Source organism: Phenylobacterium sp., from assembly GCF_019636135.1.
GTDB lineage: Bacteria > Pseudomonadota > Alphaproteobacteria > Caulobacterales > Caulobacteraceae > Phenylobacterium.
The window spans coordinates 21822-35242 of record NZ_JAHBYD010000033.1 but is presented as its reverse complement, the minus strand read 5'-3'; the positions used below and the strand labels follow the sequence as shown (position 1 = coordinate 35242).

The following is a 13421-nucleotide window of genomic DNA, read 5'->3' as shown; positions in this document are numbered from 1 at the left end:
CCAAACCAGTCTTCTCTCTACGAGCCCGCCGGGTCGAGCCGGCGGATTGTGTCGAGCGTGACACAGTAATCATCGTTTGGCGACCCCTTCGGTCGCCGCCGCCGCGACCTGCCGCGTCGCCCGGGCCTTCAGATAGTCGTGAAGCCGGCCGATCTCGGCGTCGGACCAGCCCTTGAAGCGGCGGGGCGCGATGTCGCTCATCAGGCCCGCCTTGCGGTCCCCGGCCGCGACGCCGGTGTGCAGCAGGCGGACGAAGTCCTCCCGGTCATAGGACGCCGCGATGCCGAGATCCGGCGTCTTCAGCACCGACTGCGACCCCTCCAGCGCGAAGCCGTGGCATTCGACGCAGGCGCGGGCGAGAGCGCGGCCGGCGGCGTACTGCGGGCCGAGGTCGGGAAGCTGCCGGTTCTCGTGCGCCTGGATCGCGGCGGCCTCCGAGTGGAACTGGCCCAGCACGATGCCCACGCGAGCGATGGGCCCCAACTTCATGTGCGGCTGCTCGGGCCCGCTCCCGGGCCGGCTGCGCAGATAGGCGATCAGGTCGGCCATCTCGGCGTCCTTCAGGTCGGCGAAGGCGGCCGAAGGCATGATCCACAGCGGCCGGCCGTCGGAGCCCACGCCGTGGCGGATCGCGCGGTCGAGGTCGGCGTCCGACTGGCGGGCCACGGCGCGGGTCAGGTTCGGCGCGTAGAGCGTGGCGAGGTTCGGGATGTCGTCGAACATCCGCCCCTCCAGGTTCGCCCCATGGCAGTCGTTGCAGCCCATGGCGCGGGCGAGCCGCTGACCCCGCGCCACCGCGCCGGGGTCGGTCGCCGCGACCACGCGCGTCGCCGGCTTGGCCTGAGGCCATCGGTACATCGCCTCGCTGGCGGCCATCCCGCCCCCGACCGCCACCGCGGCCACGCCCGCGAGACCGGCCAGGCCGTAGCCCGCCCACTTCAGAACCCGCTTCATCCACACACACCCTCTTGCAGGGGGCGCGGCGTCTCACGCGCCGTCACCCGTTCGGAGGCGGCGGAATTAAGGATCCCGGCAAAGCTCCACAATCCGCGGGTTTGCAGGGCGGGTCTGCGGTTCCGCGGCGCCTCCAGACGGCGGTTTCACGAGTATCCGGGGGGCGCGTTGCGCCTGGGGGCTGTTCGTGGCTGCGGCGGGTCGGTGAGAGCGGCGAAGCCCTCTCCCCCTTGCGGGGAGAGGGTTTGGGAGTGGGGGTGTCGGCGCAGCGATCGAAGGCGAGCACCCCCACCCCTGACCCCTCCCCGCAAGGGGCAGGGGACGCGGTGAGAGATGTCCATGGTTTCGCCGCCTGATTGAGGCGCATGGGCGCCGTCTGACGGACTCCCGGTTCCTGGCAGTCTCTAGGCTGCGGCCTTCTTCACGGCCCCGGCGATCTCCTTGACCAGCTGGTCGACCAGCTTCTCGTCGTCGCCTTCGGCCATGATGCGGATCAGCGGTTCGGTGCCGGAGGCGCGGACCACGAGGCGGCCCGTGCCGTTCAGCCGCTGTTCGGCCGCCGCGAGCACGGCCTTGACCTGGTCGCTCTCCAGCGGCTTGCCGCCGGCGAAGCGCACGTTCTCCAGAAGCTGCGGCACCGGCTCGAACTGGCGGGCCAGCGCGCTCATCGGCTTGTCCCCCTCCTTCAGCACCGCCAGCACCTGCAGCGCGCAGAGCAGGCCGTCGCCGGTGGTGGAGAAGTCGGAGAGGATGATGTGGCCCGACTGTTCGCCGCCGACGTTGTAGCCGGCCTCGCGCATCCGCATCATCACCGCGCGGTCGCCCACCGCGGTCCGCTCCAGCTTGAGCTGGCGCTCGGCCAGGAACCGCTCCAGGCCGAGGTTGGAGTAGACGGTGGCCACGACGCCGCCGCCCCGAAGCCGCTCGCGCCGCGCCCATTCGGCGGCGATCAGCGCCATGATCTGGTCGCCGTCGACGATCTGGCCCTTCTCGTCGCAGATCACCAGGCGGTCGGCGTCGCCGTCCAGCGCGATGCCGATGTCGGCCCGGTACTCCTTCACCGCCTTCTGCATGGCGGCGGGGTGGGTGGAGCCGCACTCCTCGTTGATGTTGGTCCCGTTCGGGGCCACGCCCACCGTGATGACCTCGGCGCCCAGCTCATAGAGGGCGGCGGGGGCCACCTTGTAGGCGGCGCCGTTGGCGCAATCGATCACGATCCGCATGCCCGACAGGTTCAACCGGCGCGGGAAGGTGGCCTTGGCGATCTCGATGTAGCGCGCCTGGCTGTCGTCGATCCGCTGCACGCGGCCCAGCGCGTCGGCGGCGCAGAGGTTCTGCTGCAGCCCCTCGTCCATCCGCGCCTCGATGGCCAGTTCCTGCTCGTCGGACAGCTTGTAGCCGTCGGGCCCGAACAGCTTGATCCCGTTGTCGGTGTAGGCGTTGTGCGAGGCCGAGATCATCACGCCCAGGTCGGCGCGCAAGCTGCGCGTCATCATCGCCACGCCCGGCGTCGGCAGCGGGCCGAACAGGCGCACGTCCATGCCGACCGACGTGAAACCCGCCACCAGCGCCGGCTCGATCATGTAGCCCGAGAGCCGCGTGTCCTTGCCGATCACCACCAGGTGGCGGCGCTCGTCCTTCGACATGAAGAGCTTGCCGGCGGCCATGCCGACCCGGAGCGCCACCTCGGCGGTCATGGGGTGGCGGTTGGCCTCGCCGCGGATGCCGTCGGTGCCGAAGTAGGCGCGTTTGCTCATGTGGAGGGCTCGTCGAAGACCGGAAACGTTCCGAAACAGACTTTTAGTGGGTGGGACCTTAGCTGATGCTAAAGCGCCGCGTGATCCGGCGACCCACCGGATTCGCCTCTATCACAAAGGACGCTCCAGCCACATGTGCGGCATCATCGGCATCGTCGGGACGCAGCCCGTCCAGGATCGGCTGATCGAGAGCCTGAAGCGGCTGGAGTACCGCGGCTACGACTCCGCGGGGATCGCCGGCGTGACGGACGGCAGGGTCGTGCGCCGCCGGGCGGAGGGGAAGATCAAGGCGCTGGAGGAGGTGCTGGCGGCCGATCCGCTCGTGGCCTCCGTCGGCATCGGCCACACCCGCTGGGCCACCCACGGCGCGCCCAGCGTCCGCAACGCCCACCCGCACGCCCAGGGCCGCGTGACCCTGGTCCACAACGGCATCATCGAGAACTTCGCGGAGCTGCGCGAGCGCCTGCAGCACGCCGGCCACAGCTTCGGGAGCGACACCGACACCGAGGTGATCGCCGCCCTGCTCGACAGCGAGCTCGCCACCGGCCGGCCGCCCCTGGAGGCCCTGAAGGCCACCCTGGACCAGCTCACCGGCGCCTATGCGCTCGCCGTGCTGATCGAAGGCGAGGACGCGACGATCCTGGGCGCCCGGCGCGGCAGCCCGCTGGTGGTCGGCTACGGCGAAGGCGAGATGTTCCTGGGCTCGGACGCGCTGGCCGTCGGCCCCTTCACGAACCGGGTCTGCTACCTGGACGAAGGCGACTATGTCGCCATCCGCCACGACGGCGCGGCGATCTTCGACGCCGCCGGCAAGCCCGCCCGCCGCGCGGTCAAGACCGTCGCCGCCTCGGCCGCCCTGGTCGAGAAGGGGAACTACCGCCACTTCATGGAGAAGGAGATCCACGACCAGCCCGAGGGGTGCCAGCGCACCATCGCGGCCTATGTGGACGCCCTGACCTCGGCGACCGCCATCCCCGGCGGGATCGACTTCGCGGGGCTCGACCGCATCCAGATCGTGGCCTGCGGCACCTCCTACATCGCCGGCCTGCTGGGCAAGTACCTGATCGAGCAACTCGCCGACCTGCCCGTGGACGTCGAGATCGCCTCGGAGTTCCGCTACCGGCAGCCGGCGCTGCGGGCGGGCTCGCTGGTGGTCGCCATGTCGCAGTCGGGCGAGACGGCCGACACGCTGGCCGCGCTGCGCTACTGCCAGGCCAGGGGCATGACGAGCGCCGCCATCGTCAACGCGACCGAGTCGACCATGGCCCGCGAGGTCGACGTGGTCTGGCCGATCCACTGCGGCCCCGAGATCGGCGTCGCCTCCACCAAGGCCTTCACCGCCCAGGTCGCGGTGCTGACCGCGCTGGCCGTGGCCGCCGCCCGCGCCCGTGGCCGCATCGACGCGGCGGAGGAGGGCCGCAGCGTCCGCGTCCTGCTGGAAGCGCCGCGCCTGATCGCCGAGTCCATCGAGCTGGAAGAGGCCGTCCGCGCCGTCGCCCAGCAGATCGCCCAGGCCCGCGACGTGCTCTTCCTGGGCCGCGGCCCGATGTATCCGCTGTCGCTCGAAGGCGCGCTGAAGCTGAAGGAGATCAGCTACATCCACGCCGAGGGCTATGCGGCCGGCGAGCTGAAGCACGGCCCCATCGCGCTGGTGGACGACAGGACGCCCATCGTGATCCTGGCGCCCTCGGACAGCTACTTCGAGAAGTCGGCGTCCAACATGAACGAGGTCATGGCCCGCGGCGGCCAGGTGGTGTTCGTCACCGATCCGGAGGGCCAGGAACACGCGCCGGAGGGCGCCCGCGTCGTGGTCACCGCGCCCCGCTGCGACCCGCTGATCGCGCCGCTGGTCTACGCGCCCCCGATCCAGCTCCTCGCCTACCACGTGGCCGTGCTGAAGGGCGCCGACGTCGACCAGCCGCGGAACCTGGCGAAGTCGGTGACGGTGGAATAGCGCATAAAGAAAAACGGCCGCCCCAGGGGCGGCCGCTTTCCCAGCAATCTCGCTGAAGGAGAAGGCTACTTCTTTTCCGGCTCGGCCGGCGGCGTGGCGGCCATCGAGCCTTCGGCGGCCGGAGCGGCGGCGGCGTCAGCAGCCGGAGCCGCGGCGTCGGCGGGCGGGGCGGCCGGCATGGCGTCGGCGGCCGGAGCCGTGGCGGCGTCGGCGGCCGGAGCGGCCGGGGCCTCTTCCTTCTTCTGGCAGGCAGCCAGGCTCAGCGCCATGACACCCGCGGCGGCAACGGTCAGAATGCGAAGCTTCATTGAGTAGGCTCCCCTTGGGGGTGAATCCCCGAGCGGGCAAAGCCTACACAACTTCGTGCGATCTCAAAATCGTGATCGTTGTTCCGGCGCGAAAATTCCTCGGCCTGCCTCGCGGAACGCATTAGGGACGTCGCGACAGTCCGGAGGGCGTGAGCGTATGAGCAGGCGGGTGACCAAGGCGGTGCTGCCGGTGGCGGGGCTCGGGACCCGGGTGCTGCCCGGCGCCAAGACCACGCCCAAGAACCTGCTGAACGTCGTGGACCGACCCATCCTCAGCTACATCGTCGAGGAGGCCCGCGCGGCGGGGATCGAGCACTTCGTCTTCATCGTCGGCCGCGGCCAGGCGGCGATCGAGGACTACTTCGACAGCATTCCCGAGATCGAGCAGACGCTCGAGGCCAAGGGCAAGCTCGACATCCTGGCCGACGTCCGCCGCGACCTGCCCCAGCCCGGCCAGATGAGCTTCATCCGCCAGATGGCGCCGCTGGGCCTGGGCCACGCGGTCTGGTGCGCCCGCCATGTGGTCGGCGACGAGCCCTTCGCGGTGATCCTGCCCGACATGCTGATGAAGGCCGACCCGCCCGCGCTCAGCCAGGCCGTCGCCGCCTACGAGAAGGCCGGCGGCAACATCGTCGTCGTCGAGCCCGCCCCGCCCGGCGAGGCGCACAAGTACGGCATCGTGGCGCTGGACGGCCAGGACGGCCGGCTCAACCGCATGACCGGCATGGTCGAGAAGCCGCCGCCGGGGACCGAGCCCTCGAACCTCTTCATCTCGGGCCGCTACATCCTGCAGCCGGAGATCTTCGGGATCCTGGAGACCCAGGAGCGCGGCGCGGGCGGCGAGATCCAGCTCACCGACGGGATGTTCAACCTGATGAAGTCGCAGGACTTCCACGCCCTGGAGTACGAGGGGACCACCTACGACTGCGGCGACAAGATCGGCCTGCTCCGCGCCAACGTCGCCTTCGCGCTCGCCCGCCCCGACCTCGCCGACGCGGCCCGCAAGGCGATCGGCGAACTGCTCTAGCGCGGTGCGCCTCTTCCTCTTCGGCTACGGCTTCACCGGGCGGGCGCTGGCGCGGCGGCTGGGGGCCGAGGGCTGGAGCACGGCCGCCACCTGGCGCGATCCCGCGACCCGCGACGCCATCGCCGCCGACGGCGCGATCCCGCTGGACCTCGCCGACCGCGACGCGATCACCGAGGTCCTGGGTGAGACCACGGCGCTGCTGGTCACCGCCCCGCCCGGACCGCAGGGCTGCCCCGGCCTGAACAGCCTCGTCGGCCCCCTGGCCGAAGCCGGCGCCTTCCCGGACTGGACCGGCTACCTCTCCACCACCGGCGTTTACGGCGATCGGGGCGGGGGCTGGGTGACCGAGGACAGCCGGCTGGCCGCCCAGTCCGTGGAGGCCGCCCGCCGCGTCGGGGCCGAGCGCGACTGGCTGGAGGTGGGCCGCGGCATGGGCCTGACGGTGGCGCTCTTCCGCCTGCCCGGCATCTACGGCCCGGGACGCTCGGCCCTGGACCGGCTGCGCGCGGGGACCGCCCGGCGCATCGCCGCGCCGGGCCAGGTGTTCTCCCGCATCCATGTGGACGACCTGGCCGCCGGGCTCGCCGCCTCGATCGCCCGCCCCCGCGCCGGCGCCGCCTACAACCTCTGCGACGACGAGCCGACGCCGAACAGCGACGTCATCGCCTGCGCCGCCGGCCTGCTGGGCGTGGCGCCGCCGCCTGAGGTTCCGCTGTCCGACGCCGCCCTGTCCCCCGCCGCCCAACGCTTCTACGCCGAGAGCAAGCGTGTCTCGAACGCCCGCGCCAAGGCCGAACTCGGTTGGCGGCCACGATACCCGACCTACCGCGAGGGCCTGGCGGCGATCCTGGAGGCCGAGCGCGCGGGCGAGTAGGGACACACACCATTTTCCGGCGGCGCCGAGCGCGGGTCGTCCCGCGGGGACGGAGAATGGTGTGTGTCCCGACTTCAGCTCACCTCCTCGACCGCCGCGATGATGCGGGCGATGTCCTGCGGCCGCGAGAGGCGATGGTCGCCGTCCTTGATCAGCGTGAAGACCACGTCGTCGCCCTTCAGGGCATGGGCCAGCTCCAGGGCGTGGCGCCACGGCACATCCGGGTCGGCGCCGCCCTGCAGGATGCGGACGGGCGCCTCGATCGGGATCGGCGCCTCGCCCAGGATCGACCAGCGGGCGCCGTCCTCCAGCAGGGCGCGGGTGATCGGGTAGGGCTCGCCGTATTCGCTGGGCCGCAGCCACACCCCGTCGCGTTCGAGCTGCGCCAGGCCCTCGGGCGGAATCTCCGGCTTCATCAGCGTCTCGGTGAAGTCGGGCGCCGGGGCGATCAGCACCATGGCCTGCACCCGGGGCTTCAGCGCCAGCGCCGCCAGGCAGGCGATCCAGCCGCCCATGGACGAGCCCACCAGCACCAGCGGCCCGGCCGTCAGCTCGTTCAACACCGCGATGGCGTCGTCGCGCCAGCGGGTGATCGTGCCGTCCGCGAAATCGCCGGAGGACGCGCCGTGCCCGAAGTAGTCGAACCGCACGTAGCCCCGGCCATTGGCCGCCGCCCAGTCCGCCAGCGCCTGCGCCTTCGTGCCCGTCATGTCCGACTTGAAGCCGCCCAGCCACACGACCGTGGGGCCCGCGCCCTCCACCATCCGCCATGCCAGCCGCGCCCCGCCTTCGTGGGTCATGGGCGGCCGGTCCAGAAATCCGCTCAGTTCGCTCATGCGCGCCTCTTAGCAGCGGGGGCCAACTCAGTTTAGAGAAGGCGCGTGCCTTTACCCCCCGATTTCACGCTGCTGCAGGTCATCCCCGAACTGGAGACCGGCGGCGCGGAGCAGAGCACCATCGACGTGGCCCAGGCCGTCGTCCGCGCGGGCGGCACGGCCCTCGTCGCCACGCGCGGCGGCCGCATGGTCTCGCGCCTCGAGGCCGACGGCGGCCGCATGGCCCAGATGCCGGTGCAGACCAAGAACCCGCTGGTGATCCTGGGCAACGCCGCGCGGCTGGTGGCGCTGATCCGCCAGGAGAAGGTCTCGGTCGTCCATGCCCGCAGCCGGGCGCCCGCGTTCTCGGCGCTCTGGGCGGCCCAGGCCACCGACACGCCGTTCGTCGCCACCTACCACGGGGTCTACAAGGCCCGCTCGGCGCTCAAGCGCTGGTACAACGCCGTGATGACCCGCGGCGACCTCGTGATCGCCAACTCGGACTACACGCGCGACCACGTGCTGGCCGAGCACCGGATCGACCCGGCGAAGCTGGTCACCATCCCGCGCGGGGTGGACCTGGACCGCTTCGACCCCGCCTTCGTCACCCCCAACCGCGTCGAGGCGCTGCGCCGGGCCTGGGGCGTCGCCGACGACGACCACCGCACGCGCATCCTGCTCGCGGGCCGGCTCACCCGCATCAAGGGCCACCTGCCGATCGTCGAAGCGGCGCGCAGGATGGCCGCGGAGGGCCGCCGCGACGTCCTGATCCTCTTCGCGGGCGACGACCAGGGCCGCACCGGCTACTCGGCCGAGCTGCAGGGCGCGATCGACGCCGCGGGCCTCGCCGACACCATCCGGCTCGTCGGCCATTGCGACGACATGCCCGCCGCCTACCTGCTCGCCGACGTCGCGATCCTGCCGACCAGCGTGCCCGAGAGCTTCGGCCGCGCGGCGGTCGAGCCGCAGGCGATGGGCCGCCCGGTCATCGCCTCGGCCCACGGCGGCGTCACCGAGACCGTGGTCGACGGCGTCACCGGCTGGCTCGCGCCGGTGGACGATCCCGACGCCTGGGCCGCGGCGCTCATCCGCGCCGTCGACCTCGGCCCCGCCAGGCGGACGGAGATGGGCGAGGCGGGCCGCCGGCGCGCGCGCCAGCTCTATTCGGTCGACGCCATGTGCGCCCAGACGCTGGCGGCCTACGAGCAGGTGCTGGAGGCCCGCGCGTGACGCCCCCCGCCACGCCAGGGCCTCGCGGGGCTTGCGATCCTTCGAAGCGCCCGAGAGGCGCGAAGTAGGATGCCCCGTAACGTCGAACGCATCCTGGTGATCAAGCTCTCGGCGCTGGGCGACTTCGTGCTGGCGATGGCCGCCATGAAGAGGATCCGGCAGGCGCACCCGAAGGCGCACATCACGCTCCTGACCACGCCGCCCTTCGAGGCGCTGGCCAGGATCTGCCCCTACTTCAACGCCGTCGACACGGGCGGCCGCCCCGAGGGCTTCCCCGAGTGGATGGCGCTCCGCAAGCGGATCAAGGACGCGGGCTACGACAAGGTCTACGACCTGCAGACCTCGGCCCAGTCGAACCGCATCTTCCAGCTTCTGCGGCCCGCGCCGCCGCCGTGGTCGGGCGTCGCCTTCGGCTGCTCGCTGCCGCACAGGAACCCGCTCCGGAACGGCATGCACACCCTGGAACGCCAGGCCGACCAGCTCATGTACGCCGGCATCTGGGAGGATGCGCCGACCGAGCCGGGCAGCGCGCCGCCGCCCGACCTCTCCTGGATCGCCAGGGCGCGGCCGCCCGAACGTCCGGTGGCGGGCGCCAACAGGCCCCGGCCCTATGTGATCTTCGTCCCCGGCGGCTCGGCGCACCGCATGGACAAGCGCTGGCCGGTGGAGAAGTACTCGGAACTCGCCCGCATCCTCTATGGCCGGGGCTTCGACATCGTGATCGTGGGCGGCCCGCAGGAGACCGGCCTGGCGCACGAGATCCAGCGCGCCGTGCCGCGCGCCCGCGACCTCACCGGCCGCACCGACTTCGCCTCGGTCGCGCTGCTGGGCGCGAAGGCGGCGCTGGCGGTCGGCAACGACACGGGCCCGCTGCACCTCGCGGCCGCGGGCGGGGCGCCCACCATCGTGCTCTTCTCCAGGGCGTCGGACCCCGGGCTGTCGGCTCCGCGCGGCCGGGTGGCGATCCTGCGCGCGGAAAACCTCGCCGAGCTGCCCGTGGCGCAGGTGGCGCAGGCGGCGAACGCGCTCGCGCCGGCCCCTTCCGGCTGAGGCGCCGGCCCGACGCCGGCCCCGCGGGGGCCGCGAACGAAGGGATTCCTTGAACGGAAGGTGTCCTGACGGCATATACTTGCCGAGACGGCCGGAGCGCTTCGCGCGTCCCGGCGTTTTTTGCGTATTCACAGCTCCGGAGCACTGCCTATTCGCCGCCCCATGCAAGCGCCGCCCGTCAAGGAAGGGCCGCGCATGAACGAAGATATCCGCGTTCCCCGAGTCCTCCTCATCGACCAGCACGGTGAGAAGCAGGGCGTCATGCCCACCTCCGCCGCCATCGAGGCGGCCGAGGAGGCCGGGCTCGACCTCGTCGAGATCGTGCCCAACGCGGACCCGCCCGTCTGCAAGATCCTGGACTACGGCAAGTTCAAGTTCCAGGAGCAGAAGAAGAAGAACGAGGCGCGGAAGAAGCAGAAGGTGGTGGAGCTCAAGGAGATCAAGCTCCGTCCGAACATCGACATTCACGACTACGAAGTGAAGCAGAAGTCGATGCATCGCTTCTTCGAGGAAGGCGACAAGGTGAAGATCACCCTGCGCTTCCGCGGCCGCGAGCTGGCTCACCCGGAACTGGGGATGAAGCTCCTCCAGAAGGTCAAGGCCGACTTCGAGCCCGTCGCCAAGGTCGAGTACGAGCCCCGCATGGAGGGCCGCCAGATGATCATGATCCTGGCGCCGCGCTGAGTGGGCCGGACGACCGCCACGCTCTTCGGAACGGCCGCTCTCGCAGCGGCCGTTTTCGCATCGCCGGCCCTGGGCCAGGATCCGTCGAACTGGGCCGACCCGGTCAAGCCGTTCAGGATCGGCGAGGGGCTCTACTACGTCGGCTCCACCGACCTGACGGCCTACCTCTTCGTCACCAAGGCCGGGCTGATCGTGCTGGACGGCGGCGAGGCCAGGACCGGCCGCCAGGTGGTCGCCAACATCCGCGCCCTGGGTTTCGACCCGGCGCAGGTGAAGATCCTGCTGAACACCCACCAGCACTACGACCATGCCGCGGGCCTGGCCGAGATCAGGAGGGCGGCGCCGGGCGCCAGGCTCTACGCCAGCGCCGCCGACGGGCCGATCATCGCCGCGGGCGGCAAGGGCGACCCCTTCCTCAAGGGCGCCGCCTATGAGTACGAACCGGTCCCGGTGGCGCACACGCTGAAGGACGGCGAGAAGGTCACCCTGGGCGGCTGGACGCTCACCGCCCACGTCACCGGCGGCCACACCGCCGGCTGCACCACCTGGACCTTCCCGGTGACCGTGGCCGGCCGGGTGCGCCAGGGCCTGGTCCACTGCTCGTCCAGCGTGCTGCCGGGCTACAGGCTCGGCAGGACCGAGACCTACCCGGGCATCACCGCGGCCTACGAGAAGAGCTTCGCCACCTGGAAGGCCCTGCCCTGCGAGGTCTTCCTGGGCTCCCACGGCCGCTTCTTCGGCCTGGCCGCCAAGCGCGCCGCCCTGGACGCCGGCAAGGCCGACGCCTTCGTCGACCCCGCCGGCTGCAAGGCCTTCTACGCCCAGCAGGAAGCCCTCTTCCGCACCGAACTGAAGAAGCAGAACCCGTAACTTCCGCTCGACGCCGGTTCTATATTTGTTCCATAATGAACGTCATCCCGCGACTTGTTCGCGGGACCCATGAACTCCGCGCTTCCGGTGGAGAGCAGGAGCGGCGACGACGCGCCCCACCTCGTTCTCCTGTGTTCCTGGGTCCCGCGAACAAGTCGCGGGATGACGAGCGGAGGGAGCGAAGGTGAGTGCGGTCTACATGATGGCGAGCCGCAAGCACGGCACGATCTACATCGGCGTCACGAGCGACCTGCTCCTTCGGGTCTCGCAACATCGCGAAGGCGTCCACGACGGCTTCACCCAGCGCTACGGCGTGAAGCGCCTCGTCTGGTTCGAGTGGTATGAGCAGATCGAGCCGGCGATCCATCGCGAGAAGCGGCTCAAGGAATATCCGCGCCAGTGGAAGATCAACCTGATCGAGCGGGACAACCCGCATTGGCAGGACCTCTTCCCCGGCTTCTTCCGCGAAGACGGCCCGCTGTCCCACCTGCAGGAACCTGTGCCCGCCATGTGACTGTGCGCCGCTGAACACACCCCCGCCGCTCGCCCAGCCTTGCCCGCGTCACATACGGCGCTTAACACCGTTCACATGTCAGACACGCCGCCGAAGGAGGCGACGCCGCCTCCGTGGGCGGCGCTGTCGCTGATCGGCATCATCTTCCTGAACATGCTGGGCTTCGGGATCATCGTCCCGTTGCTGCCCTTCTACGCCAAGTCGTTCGACGCGCCGCCCTGGCAGATCGCGCTGATCTTCTCGGCCTTCTCGGTGGGGACCTTCTTCGGCGAGCCCTACTGGGGCCGGCTGTCGGACAAGTACGGCCGCAAGCCGCTGCTGGTGTTCACCATCCTCTCCAACGGCCTCTGCTACCTGGCGCTGGCGTTCGCGCCCAACGCCTGGGCGGCCTTCTTCATCCGCCTGGCCGGCGGGCTCTTCAGCGGCAACGGCTCGATCATCCAGGGCTACATCGCCGACGTCACCCCGCCCGAGCGCCGCACGCGCTCGATGAGCTGGATGAGCGCGGCGTGGAACGTGGGCCTGATCGTCGGGCCGTTCCTGGGCGGCGTCTTCGCCAAGCCGTCGCTGGGCCACGTGGGCTTCCAGTTGCCGCTCTTCATCTCGGCGAGCCTGTTCGCGGCCTCGTCGCTGGCCATCGCGCTCTTCATCCGCGAGAGCCGCCAGCGCGACGAGACCAACACCTTCCGGCCCAGCCGCTGGGCCGCCACCGGCGAGGCCGCGCGCCATCCGGTGATCGGCCGGCTGATGCTGGTGACCTTCCTGGTGGGCTTCGCCTTCACCGGCATCGAATCGATCTTCGGCCTCTGGACCGAGGCGCGCTACGGCTGGGGGCCGCGCGAGATCGCCTACGCCTTCATGTTCGTGGGCGTGGCCTCGGCCGTCACGCAGCTCTTCCTCACCGGCCCGCTGTCGGAGCGGTTCGGGCAGGCGACCATGCTGGCCATCGGCATGGCGATCACGGTCGTCTGCATCGGGCTGCAGCCCTTCTCGACCGGCGGCCCCATGACCATCGCGCTGATGAGCCTCTCGGCCATCGGCCAGTCGGTGGCCTGGCCCAACGTCTCGGCGCTGATCTCCGAGACCGCCGATCCGCACCGCCAGGGCCAGATCCTGGGCGTCAACAACGCCATGGGCGCGCTCGCCCGGGTGATCGGACCGTTCTGCGCCGGCCTCACCTTCCCGCTCACCATCGACGCCCCGTTCATCCAGGGCGCGATCGTCGTCATACCCGCCGTCTTCCTGGCGATGGCGGCCGGGCGGAAGGCCCAGGCCTGGCGGCTGGCCGGACGGGTCCCGTGACCCTCGCCCTGCCGCCGGGCCCGTCCGCCCGGGGAGGCGCGAGCGGGCCGTGATCTCAGCGGCGTTGACGACGCACCCGGAA

Annotated in this window: 13 protein-coding genes; 9 read left to right on the top strand and 4 right to left on the bottom strand. The window is 71.0% G+C overall.

All coding sequences use genetic code 11. The features are described 5' to 3' along the window. Positions 1-69: 69 nt before the first annotated feature. Together KF737_RS19265 and glmM are read right to left on the bottom strand one after the other, a co-directional pair. Positions 70-954, bottom strand: a complete 885-nt coding sequence (locus tag KF737_RS19265) for a cytochrome c (RefSeq protein ID WP_296458911.1) — start codon at positions 952-954, stop codon at positions 70-72. A gap of 404 nt (positions 955-1358) precedes the next feature. Beyond that, positions 1359-2711: a phosphoglucosamine mutase gene (gene glmM, locus KF737_RS19260; protein ID WP_296458908.1), complete on the bottom strand. Its 1353-nt coding sequence runs from the start codon at positions 2709-2711 to the stop codon at positions 1359-1361. A 133-nt stretch (positions 2712-2844) separates the two neighbouring features. On the opposite strand from glmM, the gene glmS reads away from it, so the two are divergent. After that, on the top strand, positions 2845-4665 hold the full coding sequence (glmS, locus tag KF737_RS19255) for a glutamine--fructose-6-phosphate transaminase (isomerizing) (protein WP_296458906.1): 1821 nt from the start codon (positions 2845-2847) through the stop codon (positions 4663-4665). 65 nt (positions 4666-4730) lie between these two features. Here glmS and KF737_RS19250 read toward each other — a convergent pair whose 3' ends face one another. Further along, complete coding sequence (locus KF737_RS19250; RefSeq protein ID WP_296458903.1) at positions 4731-4973, bottom strand: hypothetical protein; 243 nt, start codon at positions 4971-4973, stop codon at positions 4731-4733. Between the two features lie 157 nt (positions 4974-5130). Between KF737_RS19250 and KF737_RS19245 the strand changes: the two genes are divergently transcribed. Both KF737_RS19245 and KF737_RS19240 read left to right on the top strand, forming a co-directional pair. Further along, a complete protein-coding gene (locus KF737_RS19245; protein ID WP_296458899.1) occupies positions 5131-6000 on the top strand; it encodes a UTP--glucose-1-phosphate uridylyltransferase in 870 nt (289 codons plus the stop codon). 4 nt (positions 6001-6004) lie between these two features. Further along, the gene (locus KF737_RS19240) at positions 6005-6874 is read left to right on the top strand and encodes an SDR family oxidoreductase (RefSeq protein WP_296458896.1); all 870 of its coding nucleotides are present in this window, start codon (positions 6005-6007) and stop codon (positions 6872-6874) included. 74 nt (positions 6875-6948) lie between these two features. Here the strand turns inward: KF737_RS19240 and KF737_RS19235 are convergent, their stop codons facing one another. Beyond that, the gene (locus KF737_RS19235; RefSeq protein ID WP_296458893.1) at positions 6949-7710 is read right to left on the bottom strand and encodes an alpha/beta hydrolase; all 762 of its coding nucleotides are present in this window, start codon (positions 7708-7710) and stop codon (positions 6949-6951) included. 45 nt (positions 7711-7755) lie between these two features. On the opposite strand from KF737_RS19235, the gene KF737_RS19230 reads away from it, so the two are divergent. From KF737_RS19230 to KF737_RS19205, 6 genes are all read left to right on the top strand, one after another. After that, entirely contained in the window at positions 7756-8919 is a 1164-nt protein-coding gene (locus KF737_RS19230) for a glycosyltransferase family 4 protein (RefSeq protein WP_296458888.1), read from the top strand. Between the two features lie 69 nt (positions 8920-8988). After that, complete coding sequence (locus tag KF737_RS19225) at positions 8989-9969, top strand: glycosyltransferase family 9 protein (RefSeq protein WP_296458881.1); 981 nt, start codon at positions 8989-8991, stop codon at positions 9967-9969. A 162-nt stretch (positions 9970-10131) separates the two neighbouring features. Next, complete coding sequence (gene infC / locus KF737_RS19220; RefSeq protein ID WP_296458879.1) at positions 10132-10653, top strand: translation initiation factor IF-3; 522 nt, start codon at positions 10132-10134, stop codon at positions 10651-10653. Continuing rightward, positions 10654-11523 carry a subclass B3 metallo-beta-lactamase gene (gene bla / locus KF737_RS19215; protein WP_296458876.1) on the top strand — a complete coding sequence of 290 codons (870 nt, stop codon included), beginning with the start codon at positions 10654-10656 and terminating at the stop codon, positions 11521-11523. Positions 11524-11707: 184 nt separating this feature from the next. Further along, on the top strand, positions 11708-12037 hold the full coding sequence (locus tag KF737_RS19210; protein ID WP_367273250.1) for a GIY-YIG nuclease family protein: 330 nt from the start codon (positions 11708-11710) through the stop codon (positions 12035-12037). A gap of 75 nt (positions 12038-12112) precedes the next feature. Further along, complete coding sequence (locus tag KF737_RS19205; RefSeq protein ID WP_296458873.1) at positions 12113-13339, top strand: MFS transporter; 1227 nt, start codon at positions 12113-12115, stop codon at positions 13337-13339. Positions 13340-13421 lie beyond the last annotated feature (82 nt).

Excerpts from the sequence above, each read along its gene's own strand:
- glmS (WP_296458906.1), top strand. The coding sequence starts at position 2,845 with ATGTGCGGCATCATCGGCATCGTCGGGACGCAGCCCGTCCAGGATCGG.
- KF737_RS19235 (WP_296458893.1), bottom strand. The coding sequence starts at position 7,710 with ATGAGCGAACTGAGCGGATTTCTGGACCGGCCGCCCATGACCCACGAA.
- glmM (WP_296458908.1), bottom strand. The coding sequence starts at position 2,711 with ATGAGCAAACGCGCCTACTTCGGCACCGACGGCATCCGCGGCGAGGCC.
- infC (WP_296458879.1), top strand. The coding sequence starts at position 10,132 with ATGCAAGCGCCGCCCGTCAAGGAAGGGCCGCGCATGAACGAAGATATC.
- KF737_RS19265 (WP_296458911.1), bottom strand. The coding sequence starts at position 954 with ATGAAGCGGGTTCTGAAGTGGGCGGGCTACGGCCTGGCCGGTCTCGCG.
- KF737_RS19225 (WP_296458881.1), top strand. The coding sequence starts at position 8,989 with ATGCCCCGTAACGTCGAACGCATCCTGGTGATCAAGCTCTCGGCGCTG.
- KF737_RS19245 (WP_296458899.1), top strand. The coding sequence starts at position 5,131 with ATGAGCAGGCGGGTGACCAAGGCGGTGCTGCCGGTGGCGGGGCTCGGG.
- KF737_RS19205 (WP_296458873.1), top strand. The coding sequence starts at position 12,113 with ATGTCAGACACGCCGCCGAAGGAGGCGACGCCGCCTCCGTGGGCGGCG.
- KF737_RS19250 (WP_296458903.1), bottom strand. The coding sequence starts at position 4,973 with ATGAAGCTTCGCATTCTGACCGTTGCCGCCGCGGGTGTCATGGCGCTG.